Source organism: uncultured Parabacteroides sp. (assembly GCF_947855115.1).
GTDB lineage: Bacteria > Bacteroidota > Bacteroidia > Bacteroidales > Tannerellaceae > Parabacteroides.
This window is the reverse complement of sequence record NZ_CANTZW010000006.1, coordinates 14,906-34,744: the sequence shown is the minus strand read 5'-3', so window position 1 is coordinate 34,744 and position 19,839 is coordinate 14,906. Positions and strand designations below refer to the sequence as shown.

13 protein-coding genes are annotated in these 19,839 nt (G+C 43.6%); 10 read left to right on the top strand and 3 right to left on the bottom strand.

Features of this window, described 5'->3' with window-relative positions:
- Positions 1-125 precede the first annotated feature (125 nt).
- The 5 genes from Q0110_RS05955 (at position 126) to Q0110_RS05935 (ending at position 10,044) form a co-directional block, all read left to right on the top strand.
- On the top strand, positions 126-1,844 hold the full coding sequence (locus Q0110_RS05955; RefSeq protein WP_297904128.1) for a phosphoethanolamine transferase: 1,719 nt from the start codon (positions 126-128) through the stop codon (positions 1,842-1,844).
- A 15-nt stretch (positions 1,845-1,859) separates the two neighbouring features.
- The gene (locus tag Q0110_RS05950) at positions 1,860-4,361 is read left to right on the top strand and encodes an ATP-binding protein (protein ID WP_297904125.1); all 2,502 of its coding nucleotides are present in this window, start codon (positions 1,860-1,862) and stop codon (positions 4,359-4,361) included.
- Positions 4,362-4,804: 443 nt separating this feature from the next.
- A complete protein-coding gene (locus Q0110_RS05945; protein WP_297904122.1) occupies positions 4,805-5,977 on the top strand; it encodes a DUF418 domain-containing protein in 1,173 nt (390 codons plus the stop codon).
- Between the two features lie 50 nt (positions 5,978-6,027).
- A complete protein-coding gene (locus Q0110_RS05940; RefSeq protein ID WP_297904118.1) occupies positions 6,028-7,350 on the top strand; it encodes a sigma-54 dependent transcriptional regulator in 1,323 nt (440 codons plus the stop codon).
- 537 nt (positions 7,351-7,887) lie between these two features.
- Entirely contained in the window at positions 7,888-10,044 is a 2,157-nt protein-coding gene (locus Q0110_RS05935) for an LruC domain-containing protein (protein ID WP_297904115.1), read from the top strand.
- A 64-nt stretch (positions 10,045-10,108) separates the two neighbouring features.
- On the opposite strand, the gene Q0110_RS05930 is transcribed toward Q0110_RS05935, so the two are convergent.
- The gene (locus Q0110_RS05930; protein ID WP_297904112.1) at positions 10,109-11,071 is read right to left on the bottom strand and encodes a GNAT family N-acetyltransferase; all 963 of its coding nucleotides are present in this window, start codon (positions 11,069-11,071) and stop codon (positions 10,109-10,111) included.
- A 53-nt stretch (positions 11,072-11,124) separates the two neighbouring features.
- A complete protein-coding gene (locus Q0110_RS05925; RefSeq protein WP_297904109.1) occupies positions 11,125-12,039 on the bottom strand; it encodes a DUF2156 domain-containing protein in 915 nt (304 codons plus the stop codon).
- Positions 12,040-12,283: 244 nt separating this feature from the next.
- Here Q0110_RS05925 and Q0110_RS05920 point away from each other — a divergent pair, with 244 nt between their 5' ends.
- The 5 genes from Q0110_RS05920 to Q0110_RS05900 all read left to right on the top strand — a co-directional run bounded on the left by Q0110_RS05920 (position 12,284) and on the right by Q0110_RS05900 (position 18,670).
- Positions 12,284-13,663 carry an FAD-dependent oxidoreductase gene (locus Q0110_RS05920; protein ID WP_297904106.1) on the top strand — a complete coding sequence of 460 codons (1,380 nt, stop codon included), beginning with the start codon at positions 12,284-12,286 and terminating at the stop codon, positions 13,661-13,663.
- Positions 13,664-13,673: 10 nt separating this feature from the next.
- Positions 13,674-15,134, top strand: a complete 1,461-nt coding sequence (gene gnd / locus Q0110_RS05915) for a decarboxylating NADP(+)-dependent phosphogluconate dehydrogenase (protein ID WP_297904103.1) — start codon at positions 13,674-13,676, stop codon at positions 15,132-15,134.
- Positions 15,135-15,138: 4 nt separating this feature from the next.
- Entirely contained in the window at positions 15,139-16,605 is a 1,467-nt protein-coding gene (gene zwf, locus Q0110_RS05910) for a glucose-6-phosphate dehydrogenase (RefSeq protein ID WP_297904100.1), read from the top strand.
- A 4-nt stretch (positions 16,606-16,609) separates the two neighbouring features.
- A complete protein-coding gene (pgl, locus tag Q0110_RS05905; RefSeq protein WP_297904097.1) occupies positions 16,610-17,332 on the top strand; it encodes a 6-phosphogluconolactonase in 723 nt (240 codons plus the stop codon).
- 150 nt (positions 17,333-17,482) lie between these two features.
- On the top strand, positions 17,483-18,670 hold the full coding sequence (locus tag Q0110_RS05900; protein ID WP_297904094.1) for a multidrug effflux MFS transporter: 1,188 nt from the start codon (positions 17,483-17,485) through the stop codon (positions 18,668-18,670).
- 82 nt (positions 18,671-18,752) lie between these two features.
- Here the strand turns inward: Q0110_RS05900 and Q0110_RS05895 are convergent, their stop codons facing one another.
- Positions 18,753-19,529, bottom strand: coding sequence for a class I SAM-dependent methyltransferase (locus Q0110_RS05895; protein ID WP_297904091.1), 777 nt, complete (start codon positions 19,527-19,529; stop codon positions 18,753-18,755).
- Positions 19,530-19,839 lie beyond the last annotated feature (310 nt).

Genomic DNA, 19,839 nt, shown 5'->3' with positions numbered 1-19,839 from the left:
ATTTTTTGTATATAATACGCTTTGAATGTGTTTAATAACACCTATCTTTGCCAATTACCGGAATTCCAGGTTCTGGATGTTAGTTGAGAAGAGTAATGATTGAGAGTTGGCAAAGTTTTGATTGAATGAAGTATTTTACAAGGTTAATACGCTGGATATCTTCACAGGAGCATTTATATTTCTTATTTGCCCTGTTATTTATCATCCCGAACTGTGTGTTCTTTTTTACGGAACCACTTCCTATTGCGATCGGTGTCGCTTCCTTATTAATCCCTTTGGCTTTTTGGCTGGGTGTCTTGTTATTGGCCCGTAAACCAGGAATCATGGTTTGGTGCTTATTGCCCAAGATCCTATTAGATGGAGGGCAGTTGGTGCTTCTCTATCTTTTTGGGCAATCCGTGATAGCGGTCGATATGTATTTGAATCTTACCAGTTCGAATGCTTCTGAGGCTAGCGAGTTGCTGGAGAATATCATTTTAGTAATCGGTTGCGTATTTTTTTTATATACCTTACCAACCTTGGTGCTCGCTTATCGTTCAATACGGCAAAAAGAGAGACTGCAAAATCCTTTCCGGAGAAAATGGGCGAAGATCAGCCTAGGTATGTTTGCCGTAGGTTTGATGCTTTGTTTCCTGTATCCTGCGCAAGATCATCATTTTTCGTGGAAGGACGATGTGTATCCGGCTAATGCTTTGTATAATTTATATTTCGCCATAAATAAGGCAGAGAGGAATAGTAAGTACCATATCACTTCAGCGGATTTTAAATTCAACGCCACGAGACCAGAACGAACAGGGGGAAAACGGGAGATATACGTTTTGGTCGTGGGAGAGACTTCCCGTGCCATGGAGTGGAGTCTTTACGGATACAAGCGTAAAACCACCCCCCGTATGGAGACGCTGGATGGATTGGTACGTTTTACGGATGTAGTAACGCAATCAAATAATACACATAAAAGTGTCCCTATCATTTTATCCGCAGCTAGTGCCGAGAATTATGGAATCCTTTATGACGAAAAGAGTATCGTGACTGCTTTCAAAGAGGCCGGTTTCCATACACTTGTGATTGTCAACCAAAAACTGACGACTTCAATGATCGGTGCTTTTTACCGGGAGGCTGATACTTTTATTGACATAAGCGCACTGAATACGGGATCTACGCTGACTTCCTTGCATGATGCTGCGATCCTGCCTTACCTGAAGAAAGAGTTAGATAAAGAGGATGGTAATCTTTTCGTAGTGTTGCATACCTATGGTTCGCATTTTAACTATCATGAACGTTATCCGAAGGAATTTCGTTTCTATATGCCGGATAAACCGGAGGGAATCCGAGCTTCATATAAAAAGGAATTACGAAACGCTTATGATAATTCTATCCACTATACGGATTATGTGCTGGGGGAAATCGCCGATATGCTGGCGAAGACGGATGCTGAGGCTTCCATGCTTTACCTAAGCGATCATGGGGAGGATATTTTCGATGATTCCAGGGCCCGTTATCTGCATGCTTCCCCGATACCAACTTATTACCAATTACACATCCCATATGTGATCTGGTTCTCGAAGGCTTATCGGGAATCATACCCCCAGAAATTCTTGGAGGCACAGGCGCATGAGACCTATCCGGTTAGTACGAACAGTGTATTCCATACGATGCTTGATATTGCTGGCGTGCGGACCCCAGTGGCCGATTCCACTTTTGCACTGACAAATCGTGCATTCAAGGTACGTGACCGTATGTATCTAGGAGACCATGACGATCCGATCCCATTCTGGAAAGTTGGTCTGAAAGAACAAGATTTCGAGATGATGGATAAATGGAATATCGCTTACGATAGGAATTAGATTTATCTTAACCGTATGAAAGAGCAAAGTGGGCATATTACCAGTAAAGTGATATTCGGCTATATTTTGCTGATTACTATCGCGGTCTGCTCGGTCGCTTACATTTACAATATTGTGGAGAAAGTGGCCGAGGAAGATGAGCCGGATCATCAGGCTCGCCGGAAAGTGTATCTGGTCACCAACACGCTCTCCTTGCTCTATGAGAGCGAGGCGTTAGGCCAGTTGGTCGGTATGCCCCAGAATGAGTTCCATCATTTTAACCGTACATTGAATAAGGCTCATAATAACATGGATTCGTTAAGGATTTTGGTGACGGATTCCATGCAACTACTCAAAATAGATACGATCGATATGTTGCTGGAACGTAAGCGATGGAATACCCGTCGTTTGCTCAAGACTTGGCAGGAGGCAAATACAGAGCGTCTTTATACGGAGAACATCGAGAAAATAATTGCCGTCCGGGATACGATCGTAAACGAGGTGCAGATACAGGAGCGAATAGAGGTCAAACAAGATACGGTAGTTGTCCCTCGTAAGAAACGGGGATTCTTCAAGCGTCTGGCCGATGTGTTTTCTCCTAGTAAGGAAGATACCAGTATCGTAGTGAACACGACCCGGGAGATCGTTACCGATACATTAGTGAACGCTTATAATCCGACCGATACAATTGTCAGCGTATTGAAGGGTATTCAAGACAGCGTGGCTTGGCAACGACAACAGTTGATGGATCAGTTGCTGGAAAGAGCCTCCAATTTGCGCTATAACAATAGTGTGATTACCCGGGAGATCAATCAAATGCTCCGTAATATCGAGGAAGAAGAGATGGAAGCCTCGCTAGAAAGAGTTTATAAAAAGCAAGCGTTATTAAAGGAGACCTCCCATCTGATCGCCGGTATCGCTATCGTTTCTGTCGTTATTGCCTTTTTATTCTTGTTTTTTATCTCACGTGACATCTCGCGAAGTAAATATTACCGCATGCAACTGGAAAAGGCGAAACTGATCGCGGAGAGTTTATTACGAAGCCGTGAGAAGCTAATGCTGACGATAAGCCATGACATACGGGCCCCGCTTTCTTCCATCATCGGATATATTGAACTATTGTTGCGTCGCCATCCAGATGAGCGTCAGCAGTATTATCTGGAGAACATGAAAGGCTCCTCGGATCATATCCTTTCTTTGGTGAACGACCTGTTAGATTTCCAGCGGTTGGAGTCCGGGGAGATGGAGGTGCATAGTGTTCCCTTCCGTGTCCCAGTCTTGTTTGACGAGATTTATACTAGCTTTAAGCCAATAGCAGAAGCAAAAGGTCTGCAATTTGTCTTGAACCTGAAACCGGAGGGGACGGGACAGGTTTATATGGGCGACCCGATCCGTATCCGGCAGGTTGTAGGGAATTTGTTGTCTAATGCTATTAAATTCACGGAAGTGGGACGAGTCGTATTATTGGTCTCTCTCCAAAAACTATCACCTGCTTCCTATCATCTATCAATTACTGTAAGCGATTCCGGTCCGGGTATCCCGAAAGAGGAGCAGGAGAGGATATTTGGAGAGTTTACTCGCTTGTCTAATACGGAAGAGGTGGAAGGGTTTGGCTTGGGGCTCTCCATTACCCGTAAGCTTTTATCTTTGATGAACGGTACATTATCTTTGAATAGTATACCGGGAAAAGGGAGTGATTTCACGATCGTATTACCACTTCCCTTGGCCGATAACCTATCTTTGCCAGATTTGGCGGTGGAGGAATCGAATTCTGGTAAGGCCGAGGCTTTGCCCTCATTTGAAGGACAAGAGGTCTATTGCCTTTTGGTGGATGATGATCCTTTGCAATTGGCTCTGACGGAGGAACTCCTGAAGCAAAGCCATGTACAGGTTGTAGGTTGTACGAATCCCCATAACGTTCTTGAGTTATTACGAAATACTGTGTTCAATGCAGTTATTACCGATATACAAATGCCGACACTAGATGGCTATCATTTATTGGAGCAGATACGTACATCCGGTATCCCCGGTACAGACAAGATTCCGGTGATTGCCCTGTCTGCTAGTATCGCTAAGGAGCACGAGCATTATTTAGAGGCTGGTTTCACCGGTTTTTTAAACAAGCCATTTACTGCCGCCCAATTGATCTCTTTGTTGAATGAATTGTTGACACTTCATCTGGAAGCGAGGAGTGAGTTGAATTTCTCTTCGTTAACCGCTTTTGCGGGGGAAGATACGGAGGCATCGGTGTCTATATTGAAGACTTTCTCTGAGGAGACTCGTAAGAGTATTGATTTGCTCCGGGAGGCGTTAAAAGAGAAAGAGCGAGAGCAAGCCTCTCGGATATCCCATAAATTAATACCTCTGTTTACGATGTTGGGGGCTAATTCTTTGGTACAACATCTGCGTATCTTGGAAAAGAATGATGAGGAGTTGACCGATTCAGGTTGGTATCATTTATTAGACGAGGTAATTACGCAGGCGATCGCTATCGTGGAAAATGTAGAATCTGTTATAACGATAGATTCACGAAAATAATCTTGTGGATTTATAAGGATAATTTCTCCGTTTTCATGGATATTTCATAAAAAAAGAAAGGAACGTTTGGTGATCCTGTGGAAATTGGTGTGGAATAAATCCCCGTCCGTGGAATATCTTTCCCCATACCATTGAAATAAAATCCAGCTTTATATAAACATTGTTTGCCTATTACTTGTTAGAGGATAAGTAGTTAGATATTTATCAGCATTCGTTTGGCAGACTTTGGCATGATATTCGCTATTTATTTAATGAAATCGCAAATGAGCGTTTCTACATTTAAACCGTTAAAAACAAAAGTCATGAGTTTTTTCATGGCAGAAGATTAAGTCTGGAGTATTTAAATTAAGTCTGCAAAATAAAAAGGCATCCTCAAAAGGATGCTTTTTTTATTTAGTTTCGTTACATTTGTCACGAAATAATAAAATCTACTTAATAATATCATGGAACACGGACTACAGACCCGACCCCGTATAGAGGTTGTCGATGCATTACGAGGATTCGCTGTTATGGCTATTATCCTATTACATAATATCGAACATTTTAACTTATATAATTTCCCGGAGGCTACTACCGATTTCATGAAGGCCTTGGATAAAGGGGTATGGGATACTTTGTTTTTCCTTTTTTCCGGTAAGGCATATGCTATTTTCGCCTTATTGTTTGGTTTTAGCTTTTTTATCCAATTTGATAATCAGGCGAGAAAAGGCAAGGATTTTCGGTTTCGTTTTTTCTGGCGGTTAGTCCTCTTGTTTTTTATCGGTTGTTTTAACGCTTCGTTTTTCCCGGGAGAGATCTTAGTCCTTTATTCGATCTTAGGGATCGTGTTGATTCCGGTCTGTAAATTAAGTAATAAGGTCGTGTTGATAATTGCGGTAGTCTTGATGTTACAGCCGATGGAGTGGGGGAAATTCATTTATGCGTTGACACATCCGGAATACATCGCCCCTACGGAACAATGGCTGGTTCATTGTAAGCGGATTTATCCATATATGGAAGGTACCGGTTTTTTGGAGATGGTCAAGTCCAATCTGTGGGACGGGCAATTATATAGCTTTCTCTGGGCTTGGAGTTACGGACGCTTTTTCCAGACTTCAGCTCTCTTTATGTTGGGTATGTTGTTGGGACGTATGGGATTGTTTGTCAATCTGGAGAAACACCGGGTATTTTGGGCAAGAACCTTTGTCTTTGGAGTAGTTTGTTTCATTCCCTTATATTTCCTGTCTCTTTCCTTACCCGGTTGGTTGGAGCGTACGGAAGAGCTTCGTCCGATGAGTACGATCGTGTCTTCCTTGCGTAACTTCTCTTTCATGTGTGTATTAACCTCCTCTTTTGTCTTTTTGTGGCAGTGGGAACAGCTGCGTAAGGTCCTTCACGGGCTTGTTCCTTATGGGAAGATGAGCTTGACGAATTACCTGACGCAATCAATGGTAGGCTCTTTCATTTATTTCGGCTATGGTTTATCCCTGTACGATGACTTAGGCACGACCGCCAGTTTCGCTGTAGGAATCCTTCTTTTTATTCTTCAGCTAGGTTTTTGTCACTGGTGGTTAAACCATCATAAACAAGGTCCTTTCGAGGGAGTATGGCGCAAAGCTACGTGGATATTTTCATGATTCGTTTTATTTATTTACTTTTGTGATAACTATAAATAATCTGAGTAGGTATGTTGTCGATTCTGATCGTTGAAGATGATATAACTTTTTCCTTGATGCTTACCACATGGTTGGGAAGGAAAGGGTTTGTAGTAAAATCCTCGTCCTCTGTCTCCGACGCTAAACGAAAGCTGGGTGGAAAGGAAGCATTCGATTTGGTTATATCGGATTTACGCCTACCGGATAGCGATGGAATCGACTTGCTAAAATGGCTGAAAAACACTCATCCTTCCTTGCCTCTCATCATGATGACCAGTTATGCGGAAATACAAACGGCGGTTCAGGCGATGAAACTAGGTGCGGCAGATTATATCGCTAAGCCTTTGAATCCGGATGAATTATTGGGGAAGATCAAGGAGGTCGTGTGCGTGGAGGAGAAAGCTCCGGCGAAAGCATCGACTCCTTCAGCTCCAGACCTCTATATCGAGGGGCAAAGTCAAGCGGCTCGTCAGCTTTATGAACATGTGCGTTTAGTGGCTCCTACCGATATGTCCGTATTAGTGACAGGTGCTAGCGGTACCGGCAAGGAGTATATTGCCCGACGGATTCATGAGCAAAGTAACCGTAGTAAAGCTCCTTTCGTCGCCGTGGATTGTGGCGCTATCCCGAAAGAGTTGGCGGCTTCCGAGTTCTTTGGTCATGTGAAAGGCTCTTTTACAGGAGCTATCGAGAACAAGACCGGGGCGTTTGTGGCGGCGCAAGGTGGAACAATTTTTTTGGATGAGATAGGAAACCTGACGTATGAGGTGCAAGTCCAGCTATTGCGTGCTCTGCAGGAGCGTAAGGTAAAACCTATCGGGAGCAATCAGGAAATTTCTATTAACGTGCGTTTGATATCCGCTACAAATGAGAATTTGCGACAAGCGATAGAGAAAGGTGATTTCCGCGAGGATTTGTATCACCGTATCAACGAGTTTACGATCCGTATCCCGGATTTAAAAGAACGTAAAGAGGATTTACTCTTGTTTGCCAATCATTTTCTTGATCTGGCGAATAGTGAGCTCCAAAAAGATATCATCGGTTTCGACAACGATACCATGCAATTGTTCCAATCTTATTCTTGGCCGGGTAACCTGCGCCAAATGAAGAATGTTATCAAGTATGCTACCTTGTTGGCGACTGGACGCTATATCACCCGTAAAGAACTTCCGGAAGAATTGACGGAAAGTATCTCTTCCCATGCTAGCATCCAGCTAAAAAATGTAGAGCACGAGCGTGACCTTATTCGTAAAGCTCTCCAAGAATGTCACAATAATAAGACTCGTGCGGCTCAATTATTAGGTATCGACCGGAAGACGCTTTACAATAAGTTGAAGATTTATCAGTTGGATTGATATCCGGATGATTCTACCTGTTTCTTTCCATATTAACAAGAGGTTCCTTTTTTAGAGAATTCTATATAATCCGGTATCTACTTTCCGGAGGTTCTAATAGTTCTTTCCTGAACTATCCAATAAAAAAGTTCTACAAATATAACATGGTTCAAACATATCTGAGATCAGGATATATTCTTGGGTATGATAGGAGATAGGATACCCAAGTTGTGTGGGCGTTTTGTCTCGGATAGATTGGCAAAATTTGTTCGCTGGAAATATGCTTCAAAAGTATGTATTTGTTATTCGTTAACAATGTTAATATTCTATGTTTATCTGTTTTTCAACGATACTTTTTGTTTTAAGCATGTAAATCTTGTTAATTAATGTGATTTTTGTTGATTGATTAACTTATTTTTATTGCAATAAATTCTACCTTTGCGACAGATAATATTCAATAAGTTGATTAGAATATACAACTTCTTTTTAAATAATGATATTATAAGATAATATTAATTTTTTAAGCATATGATGAGGCCTATTCTAAAACTAAAATTCATGGTGCTAGCGTTATTTGGAACGCTACTGGCCGCTTGTACGGCAGATATCTATGAACCTACTCCAGATCCGGAGCCGGATCCGACACCAGAGGTGGAAGCTCCTGCGGATAATGCTTTTTCCACGGGAAAATCTAAAACACTGACAGTAAATGTTCCAGATGCGTATGACGGTAAATACTTTTATACAGTAGAGGCATTTACAATGAACCCTCTTTTTGATGAAAATGCGAAAATGATCCCTGGTTCGGGGCAGAAGACTAATAGTAAGGTTCCGTATTGCATTGAGCTTAATTTCCCGGATGATATGTCTACTGTTTATCTCCGTGTTACAGATCCTTATCATAGAACAGCGGTATTTGCCTATGATGTTGTAGAAGGGGAAAATATGGTTTGTAATATTGGAGAACCAGCAACTTCTACAAAAAGTACTTATGCTCAACTAAGAAGTTCAAATACTGATTTTCCTACAATAGACTATACTATTGGTTCAGATTGTGAAACTATTTCAGGAAAGGGGCGTGTTACTTTGCGAACGAATAAGACTTATATGATTCCTGAGAATGCTACACTTAGTGGTAATGTTTCTATTGAAGGGGGGAATGTTAAGATCTATGTGAAAGGAACTTGGAAGATTTCAAATAAGGGGCTTCGATTAGGAAAAGAGACTTCTATCTATATTTTAGACGGAGGAAAAATAGAGACAGATGGTAGTATAATAATGAGTGGGACATCTAGAATTGCTATCCAAGATGGTGGAGAATTTGAAAGTGAAGATGAGGATAAAAATAAGTTGTATATGACCGATAATACATCTATTGTTAATGAAGGTGATTTCGATATTGCACAGGTGACGATGGATTTAAATAGCTCCATTTATAATAAAGGAGATTTCGATGTGAAAAAGTTGACAGCTTTGAAAAATAGCTATATTGTAAATATGCGTGAGTTTGATGCGAAGAATATTTCAATGGTAGAGAATAGCAAACTGGATAATTTCTGTAAATTTGAAGCTGATGAGTTTTATGTTAAAGATGCTTCTATCAATGTTGCTCCGGCCGCTTATATGGAGGTAGATTATTTAAATGCACGGGGATTGACTTTATGTATGGATGCTAAGTCTATGTGGGTAGGAAAACGTGTTGATTTTGCAGGAAAAAAGAGTTGGGTTTTGGGAAGTGATACAGATTATGCACTGTTTAAAGTTGATGAGATAATTATAGAGAGAGGATTGGGAATCCAACTACAATATGGGAAGCTACTCAATATAGAGTGTAAGAAACATACTCAAAATAATATGTTTGATCAATGTTATTATCCTGGTCCTGGTGTAGCGTTTTCTAAAGGTCAAGGTTTTGTTAAAATAGACGAAGATGACTGTAATAATGGCGGTAACCATAATGAAGGTACAGGTGAACCGGATGATGATGAAACTTACGAAGAAACAGAGACATTACCTTACGTTTATCTATTCGAGGATAATTGGCCTGTAACTGGAGATTATGACATGAATGATCTTGTGCTTAAAGTTGAGGTCATGAATCGCAAAGAGAGAGATAAAACGAAATCAGTGAAGATCAGATATACGTTGTATGCAACAGGTGCGACAAAACAGATTGGTGTAGGTTTCCAATTGGATGAGGTATCAGCTTCAACTGTTTCTGGGGCTGAGGCTGGGCAAAGCAAGGCTGTGGTTTCACTATTTTCAGATGCTCATTCACTACTGGGTAGTTCGGAGAGAATTCCGATCAATACTTATAATATAACAACGGAACCTGTAGTGAATGAAGTGACAGTTGATTTTAATACACCTATTAGTGGAGTGATAAACGTTAATAATTTCAACCTCTTTATTGTTACCAATGGCTTTGATTCAGACCGTAGGGATGAAGTTCATGTGGCAGGTTATAGAGGTACAGATAAGGCTTCTTCTAATGATAATAGTACGGAAGACTATGTATCAAATGAGAACAGGTTGATGTGGGCTCTCTGTATTCCGGCACAAGAATTTGCGACCTATCCGAAAGAGACGATTCGTATTGATGATGCTTATGAAGGTTTTGAAAGCTGGATTAAAGGAGATGATACTCCAGGTTGGTACTTGAATCCTATAGAAGATAATGTGATAAAATATGATTTAATAAATACGGGTGAATAAATGTACATTTAAGTATAAATGAAAAAGGGGGCTAAAGGCTCCCTTTTTTATTTTGTGTAAGAATTTAATCCAGCATCAGGCTCATATAAGCCATCCTTCCCTGATAGCCAAGCAACTGCCGTGTCAATGTCTGGTTATCCATTTCTTCAAAGTCTTTTTTGGAAATAGGGCTTTCATGCTGTTTGGATAGCCAAAGATGGATCATTCGTTTCGTGTCGATGATGCGGGCCATCCCCATAGGTAGGGTACCCGGAGGGGTCGGAGGGGTTTTGACCGTTGCCTGCGATACCTTATTTTGCAGGGTAAGCTCTTGTAATAATAATTCCTTGATTTCTTCCGAGTCATAAAGAAGTTCTTTGACAAGAAGCTTTTTATCGGATGGTGCGTTTTTGGTATCGAGAGGCAGTGCCAAAGCCATGCCGATCACTTTCTCATGCTCGTCTAAAGCTACATACATTCCTCCGTTACCTAATTGAAGATCTCGGAGTATCGTGATAAAATTGTCATATGAGTGTAAGATACATGAAGGACGTTCGCGCAATTTACGGTTAAAGTAAGCAAACAACTCATCGGTTGTCGGTACTTCTGGTTGGATAACCGTTATTTGGGGGAGCTGGACCGGTATATTCGGGCGTATATATGTCTCCAATGAATAATCAAAAGCCTCGGTATAACCTTGTTCCCTATAATAATCGAATAACCAAGGATTGGCGGGAATCAAGGCAGAGATAGTAACCTCACGCCGTTTCATTTCCTCGAAAGTCTCTTGTAGAAGTTGTCGCATAAGCCCTTGGCCTCTCTCTTCCGGGGCCGTACATGCTCCGGAGATATAGGCCACCGAGATCTCGGTACCCAAGTAAGTCATCGTATAAGGAATTATCTGCAAGGCTGATACGATTTTACCATCCTTCTCGATGGTCATGGTGTTCTCGTCCTTGTAAACACGGTCGAAATAAAGACTGATAAAAGCCTCGGAGTCCCCGAAACAGGTTCGCCATAGGCTTACGATTTGTTGTTTCTTGTCCATAATCTTTATAATTTAGTTGACAGTTTATAGTCGACAGTTGCGATAAACGATATTTAACGATCAACTGTCAACTTCTTTATGGCTGCGTTCTTTTCTAGCAATATGGTAGGCTGATAAGAAAGTTTCGCTTTACGCAAGCCCGGTATACCGAGATCTTCCTCCCGGTTTATATACATATATGTTTCCGGAAGGTGGGATGCTAGCTCTTGGTTGATCACCGTATATGCGCCGTCAAAATTCACGTCCGCTTTCTCCACGTGAACTCCGAATGTATTATGATTGATCGGTGCCCCGAAGGAAAAGGCGATAATCTCGTTATCGACCCGGATAGCGCCACCTATCAGGTTTAAGTTCTCGAAATGATGTAAGGCATACGTAAGGGAGCGACGTTCGTCATTAAGTTCTTCCCCGTCATTATTCTCGTTGTTCGCCTTATACCATTTGCATTCCAGTTTTAGGCATTGTGGTACGATCTCCGATGTGATGGGGACATATTCATACGAATAACGTTTCTTGAAATTATTGATATGATTACGCTTGGATTGATATTTTTTACCCCGTAGGGTAGCTAAATCCTCCCGTAAATAAATGTAATCGAAGTAATCCCGTTCCGGGATATAGAAAAAGCTTCCGGGAAGCGCGCCTTCCAATTGGTCTTTGGCATCAGGGGTGATACCCAGCATACAGAGTGGATGTCCATGTTTTAAAGAATCCTCTTCCAGTAAACGGATGGCATTCGCTAAACTTCCCTTTCCGACAGGCATCATATAGGCGAAACGGCTCTTATCCTCGATCATGAAACGGATCAATAAATAACCATCCACGATAGCAAATTCACTATCATATAAAAAACGCCAACTACACATGTTCGCGAAAGAAAAATCACAATTGCGATAATCGCTGGGAAATGTAAATGAGGTTATGATCTCTTTGTCTTCTAACCTGATTGGTCTAAACGGTATATCCATAAATTTTTTGTACTGTTTTACAAACTGCAAATATAAAACTAAAATGTATGTGTGAATGTTCAAGAACCCAATAATAAAAATAATCTATTTTAATTCTTGATTTCGGGAAAAATGGCTAAGCATATAGGGTGAACAGCCATTTTGTAAAATAAGGGCTGGAGCTATTTTTGCGATATGAAATTCGCAACAATTAGGTTAAAACGAATGTTATTTTAATGTCTAACGAAAAGGAGATAAATCAGAAATGAAAAAGTACGACGCGATTATTATTGGTTTTGGGAAAGGTGGAAAAACCTTGGCGGTGGATTTGGCTAATCATGGATGGAATGTAGCCGTGGTAGAGCGTTCGGCGGGTATGTACGGAGGTACTTGTATCAATATCGGCTGTATACCGACGAAAGCGCTTGTCCATTACGCTCAGGTGGCAGGGTATCGCAGGCCTTCTACCTTCGAGCAATATGCGGAGGAGTTTAAGCAGGCGATCCTTGCCAAGGAAAAACTCACCTCTTTGCTTCGTGAGAAGAATTTCAAGAATCTGGATGACCGGGAGACCGTGACGATCTATACCGGCGAGGCTTCTTTTCGTTCCCCTTATGAGATTATCGTGAAAACGGATACGGACTCCTTTTTGCTGGAAGGCGAGAGGATATTCATCAATACCGGAGCCACGACGATTATTCCTACGATAAGCGGTATCGAAGATAATCCTTACGTATATACAAGTACATCTATCATGGAACTGGAGAAATTGCCACGGCATCTGGTGATTGTCGGAGGTGGATACATCGGGCTGGAATTCGCTTCCATGTTCGCTGGTTTCGGATCGAAGGTGACGGTCTTGGAGGCAGGGGAGGTGTTTATCCCCCGTGAAGACCGGGATATCGCCGAGTCCGTGAAGTCTGTGCTGGAGAAAAAAGGGATCGCCATCCATTTGAATACGGTCGTGCAGACGATCGAGCAGGATGCCGAACGTGCCACGGTGATCTGCCGTAACGCTATCTCGGGAGATACCTTACGGCTGGATGCCGAGGCAGTGCTTTTGGCTACCGGCCGTAAACCGAATACGGAAAGCTTGAACCTGCAAGCCGCCGGAATACAGACGACCCATCGTGGCGCTATCGAGGTAGATAGTAAGTTGCGTACCAATATCCCTAATATCTGGGCGATCGGGGATGTACATGGTGGATTGCAATTCACCTATCTGTCTTTGGATGATTACCGTATTATCCGGGAAGAGTTGTTTGGCAGCGGTTTCCGGAGCTTGGATGACCGGGAAGCCGTGGCTTACTCCGTATTCATCGATCCTCCGTTGGCCCATGTCGGGTTGAACGAGACGCAAGCCCGTAAGATGGGTAAGAATATAAAGGTGGTCAGCCTGCCTGCCGCCGCCATGCCTCGTACCCGTACCATCGAGCAGACGGATGGCTTGCTGAAAGCCGTGGTAGATGCGGGTACCGGGAAGATCCTAGGATGTACCTTATTCTGCGCCGAGTCCAGCGAGGTTATAAATACGGTTAGCTTGGCGATGCGTCTGGATCAAGACTACACGTTCCTCCGGGATTCGATATTCACCCATCCGTCGATGAGTGAGGCTTTAAATGATCTATTTGGATTAATAAAATAAAAACATAAATATGAAAACATCAAACATTGGATTAATCGGCTTAGCCGTGATGGGCGAGAACCTTGCGTTGAATATGGAAAGCAAGGGGTTCACCGTATCCGTTTATAATCGTACGGCGCCGGGAGAGGAAGGCGTGGTAGACCGATTCATGAGCGGTCGTGGAAAAGGAAGGAATTTTATAGGAACCCATACGATACAGGAATTTGTAGCGTCTATCGAGCGTCCTCGCAAGATTATGCTGATGGTAAAAGCGGGTGCCCCGGTGGATGAGCTGATGGCTCAATTGATCCCTTACTTATCACCCGGTGATGTGATTATCGATGGTGGCAACTCGGATTTCCATGATACGGAACGCCGGGTGAAGGAGATGGAGGCGCATGGGATGTATTTCGTAGGTACTGGGATCTCCGGAGGAGAGATCGGGGCTTTGTACGGACCTTCCGTGATGCCGGGTGGCTCGCCTGCCGCTTGGCCTCTGGTGAAGGATGTCTTGCAAAACATCGCCGCCAAGTTGGATGACGGGACGCCTTGTTGCCAATGGATCGGCCCGGGTGGAGCCGGCCATTTCGTGAAAATGGTACACAATGGCATCGAGTATGGGGATATGCAGTTGATTTCCGAGGCGTATTCCTTGTTGAGGAATCGTCTGGGTCTGGATAATGAGGCCTTGGCCCGTATCTTTGAGGACTGGAACGCGGGAGAGCTGGATAGCTACCTGATCGGTATCACGGCCGATATTCTCCGCTTCAAGGACGAGGCGGGAGAGGGCTATCTGCTGGATAAGATATTGGATGCCGCCGGCCAGAAAGGTACCGGCAAATGGAGCGCTATCGCCGCTATGGACGAGAATGATCCGCTGACGTTGATTACCGAGGCTGTTTACGCCCGTATGCTTTCGTCCATGCAGGAAGAACGGAAAAAAGCATCCTCGCTTTATCCGAAGAGTGGCGTGCTGGGGCAGACCTTGATCTCGGAGAAGGAGGTCAAGCAGGCTTTGTATGCGGCTAAGTTGGTTTCGTATGCGCAGGGATTCTCCTTGTTGCGCCAAGCCTCTAAGCGGTATGACTGGCAGTTGGATTACGGCACGATCGCCAAGATCTGGCGGAAGGGATGTATCATACGCTCTGTCTTCTTGGAGAAAATTACGCAGGCTTATGAGAAGAACCGGAATCTGGAGAACCTCTTATTCGATGAGTTCTTTATCCAAAAGATCGAGACTTCCTTGCTGGCTTGGCGACAAGTGGTAGCCGAGGGTGTCTTGCATGGAGTGGCTTTGCCGGCGATGAGTTCGGGGTTGAGCTATTTCGATGGACTGTCTACCCCGCATTCAGCCGCTAACCTGATTCAAGCCCAGCGGGATTATTTCGGAGCTCATACCTATGAGCGGGTTGATTGGGAGCGTGGTAAGTTTTTCCATACCAACTGGACGGGTGAGGGAGGAAAGACGGTTTCTGGAACTTATAACGTATAAAGGCATGAAAAAAGCAGATAATCAATTATTAGTTATATTCGGGGCGTCGGGCGATCTTACCAGTCGCAAGTTGCTTCCTTCTTTGTTCGAGTTATATGTCCGGGGCTTGCTACCCGATCGCTTCTGTATTTTGGGAGCCGCCCGCACCGCTTATGGCGATGAGGAGTTCCGCGCGGAGCAGCACACGCATATCTTGAAGGCCCAGAAGGGAAAGACTTACGATGAGGGCTTGGTCGATGATTTCTTGGAGAATGTTTATTACCTCGCCTTCGATTCCACGAATGCCGATGAATACTACAAATTGCGTGAGCGCATCGAGTTCTTGCAAGAGAAACACGATTTGCCGGATAAGATCATCTATTACTTGGCTACCCCGCCGGTGATGTACGAGATCGTCTCGCGATGTTTGCTGGAGAGTGGTTTGAACAAGACCGAGTCTTCGGATGGTTTCCGGCGGATCATCGTGGAGAAGCCGTTTGGCACCAGCTTGGAGTCTGCCCGTCGGTTGAACGATCATTTACGGCATATCTTCCATGAGGAGGAGATTTACCGTATCGACCATTATCTGGGGAAAGAGACCGTGCAGAATATCTTGGTATTGCGCTTCTCGAACGGTATTTTCGAGCCATTGTGGAATCGTAATTATATCGATTCCATCGAGATCAGTGCCTCCGAGACCTTGGGGGTGGAGAATCGGGGCAAATATTATGATGGAGCCGGGGCGATGCGGGATATGATCCAGAATCACTTGATGCAATTGATGTCGTTTATCGCCATGGAGTCTCCCTCTATATTCGAGCCGGAACCGATTCGTGACGAGATCGTGAAAGTATTCCGCTCCATACGTCCGTATACGGTACTGGATATGGATAAGATGGTTGTCCGTGGACAATATATCGGTTATCGGGAGGAGAAGAACGTAGCTCCCGACTCGAATACCGAGACATACGTGGCGATGAAGTTCTTTATCGATAACTGGCGCTGGAGCGGCGTGCCCTTCTATTTCTATACGGGAAAGAAGCTGCCGGAGAAGTCGTCGGAGGTGGTGATCCATTTCAAGTCTACGCCCCACCAACTGTTTGTCGGGCAATGTTCGGGAGGTTCCTGCAATAAATTGACCATCCGTATCCAACCGAACGAGAGTATATCCTTGAAGTTCGGGTTGAAAATGCCGGGAGCCGGTTTCGAGGTGAAACAAGTCAGCATGGATTTCCGCTACGATTCCCTCTCGAAGAGCTATCTTCCCGATGCTTACGAGCGTCTGTTACTGGATGCCATGCTGGGCGATTCCACCCTGTATGCCCGTAACGACGCCTTGGAAGCTAGTTGGAAATTTATCGATCCGATCTTGCTCCATTGGAAAGAGGAGGGTTCGAAGAACTTGTTCTTTTATGAGCCGGGCGAGGATGGGCCGGAGGAAACTGTTGTTTTAGGTGTGGAAAAGAAAGTCTGCGCCTGTCAAAGAAAATAATTTTATGGAAATAAAGAGATATAATGAGATGAAAGAGGCGCTTCGGGCGATGACGGAGGATATGATGGCGATGATTCGCCGGAAAGATTTCGCTCCGTTTAACCTGGCGCTTTCGGGTGGGGAGACGGCAAAACATATGTTTTCTCTCTGGGTGGATGAGTATAAGGAGAAGATTGACTGGAATAACATCCGTTTTTTCTGGGTGGACGAGCGTTGCGTTCCACCAACGAGCCCGGATAGTAATTACGGTCATGCGAACCGTTTGCTTTTTAAGCCTTTGTGTATTCCGGAAGACCATATCCACCGGATCAAGGGTGAGAACGAACCGGGTACCGAGGCGATGCGTTATTCATGGGTCGTAAAAGAATTCTTGCCGTTGTTCAACCAAATGCCTACGTTCGATTGCGTCATACTCGGCGTAGGCGAGGACTCCCATACGGCATCCATCTTCCCTACCACCATGGAGCTATTGTCGGATAGCCGTAACTATGCGGTATCCCAGCAACCTTCTACCGGCCAATACCGGATCACCATGACGGGACCGCTTATCTTAAACGGTGCTCCCTTATTGGTTCCGATATTGGGTACGGGCAAAGAACACGTAATCCGGAAGCTCTCCAAAGGCTATTCCCCCTCGAACGATACGCCTGCTGCCTATATCTTATCGCATGCCGTACAGGCTACGATTTATGGGCTCACGATACCTTCTACTCATGAGAAGAGATAGCCGATATCACTGATACCAGAACCTTATCCAAAGTCATTTGCGAGAGAATATTTAGTCTCTATTTGGACAATTCAGACATAGAAATGGACAACAGGATATGGCAGAATGTTATGAACTTTGCCTCGGAAAATAATTGAGAATAAATTAGTCATGGTGAAAGGAACTTTAAACTCAAGACTGTATATCCTGATTGTTATCGGGATCGTTTCTGCCCTCGGTCCGTTTGTGACCGATTTTTATTTGCCCGCTCTTCCTGTATTGACGGGGTATTTTGATACTACGGCATCGCTCGTACAGCTCAGCCTGACTTTTAGTATGGTAGGGTTGGCTGTCGGTCAATTGGTTATCGGGCCACTGAGTGATAAATATGGGCGTAAGAATCCGTTGATAGTTTCTCTCGTCCTGTTTTGTGTGTCCACATTAGGTTGCTTGTACGCTCCAGGTATATATGTATTTATCTTTTTCCGACTATTGCAAGGGTTGTCTGGGGCAGGTGGAGTGGTTATTTCCAAATCTATCGCTACCGATCTTTACGAAGGGAAAGAACTTGCCCGATTTTTCTCCAAACTCAGTTCCGTACAAGGTATAGCCCCGGTTTGTGCGCCTGTTTTGGGAGGCGTATTGCTGGAAATGACCGATTGGAAAGGTATTTTTTGGATATTGGTATTGATCGGGATATTGTTGATCGCGGCATTGGTCTTTTTTAAAGAGTCTCTGGAGGATGGCCAAAGACAGCGTTGCGGCATGTTCTCTACATTCCGGTATTATATACCGGTGTTCCGGAATACCCGGTTTATGCGCTACGTATTGGTACAGGTGTTTGCTATGGGGGTGATGTTTACTTACATTGCAGCTTCTCCTTTTATCTTTCAAGAACATTTCAATATATCTCCGTTGATGTACAGTATTTGCTTCGGCGCTAATGCGGTAGCTATAATGTTGGGTAGCCTGGCTGTTTCGTGGTTTCATGATGCGGCCGGAGCGTTACGTATCGGTTCTATTGGTTTTGGGATTATGAGCTTGTTTGTAACAGCGGCATTGATTTTCGGTACTTCCGTGTGGTTGGCAGAATTGTCTTTGTTTATTTTTATGCTCTTTTTAGGTATAATACTTCCTAGCTCTACGACACTGGCCCTTGATTTAGAGAGGAAAAACTCAGGAAATGCTTCTGCGTTACTGGGCTTTTTAATGTTTTTGTTCGGTGGGATACTTTCTCCTTTGACCGGACTGGGAAATATGCTCTATACAACTAGTATCATCATCGTGACTTGTTGTATAGGTACGTGGTATTGTAATCATATCGCGGTTTCTCCGGATAAACTGCTTACGGATAATTGATCTGAGAGAATTGCTTCGGTACTGCCGTGTGAACTTGAAAAGGGGATATGCCCACTTTGACATATCCCCTTCCGATTACTGTTTAGATTTTCTTTCCGATATAAAAGACATATCCGTAAAACTCTTTGTATTTATGGAACAATTCTCTTTCTTGACGCTGTCCGGCAATAAAATCCCGGACGGTTGGATTACCCGCGTGTTTCTCTATGAACGCTTCCTGAATCTTGTCGCATGGGGCAAAATAATGCTCCGTCCAGCAATTTTCCGGTAGAACAAAGGTGGCGACAGGAACATAACCTGCGTTTTGCATCTGTGCGACTTTATTGGAGATCGTATCTATTTCGGGATAATGCTCCATCCAAAAGTCGTGGATTTTACCGGGACGTTTATTTGTGAGCCATGAGACTTCAGATACGGCGATATAGCCGTTCTTTTTTAGGTATTGTCGCCATTCATTCATTCCTCGCTCAAATCCGATGTTATAGATAGCTCCTTCCGACCAAATAAGGTCCAAGGATTCTTGTTCGAAAGGAAGCGCTTCTGCCATTGAGCCGATAATGCCTTTGACCCGGTTCGATAGATCGAGCATACGGGCGTTTCGGTTGAATATACTAATAAAATCGGGGAAAAGGTCGATTCCCGTAATCTCTCCCGGCGCATTTTGCGCCAGAGTCATAGTTTGCCCGCCTGTTCCGCAACCAAGGTCAACAATACGGGATCGAGGTGTCAGGTTATTAATGAAACCCAATGCTTTGATAGTAGCCTCGGGACTTCCGGGCCCTTGACGTTCCACGTTTGAAAAGTATTCACAGATTAAGCTAAAATCGAATTCATGAATGTCTTTATATTCGTTACTCATTATTTTAATGTATATAGCGCGTACCTGTAAAAACATACCCATGTTTTCATCATTGTACGCAAGGTGAAAAATAAAATGTAAATGTACAAGAAATCACTCCCGGAAGGAACTATCCGAGAGTAAACGAAAGGACAATCCGTATCAGAGATACAGATTGTTTACTACACCAAATCCTGTTTTAACATCGTTGTCATATGGCAAATATACATACTCTTTTTATTTTCAGCAAACCTTTTTGAAAAAACACGTACGTCTTTCTCAGAAAACATGTACGAGGTTTTCAAAAAAGACGTACGTGTTTTTTATCGAA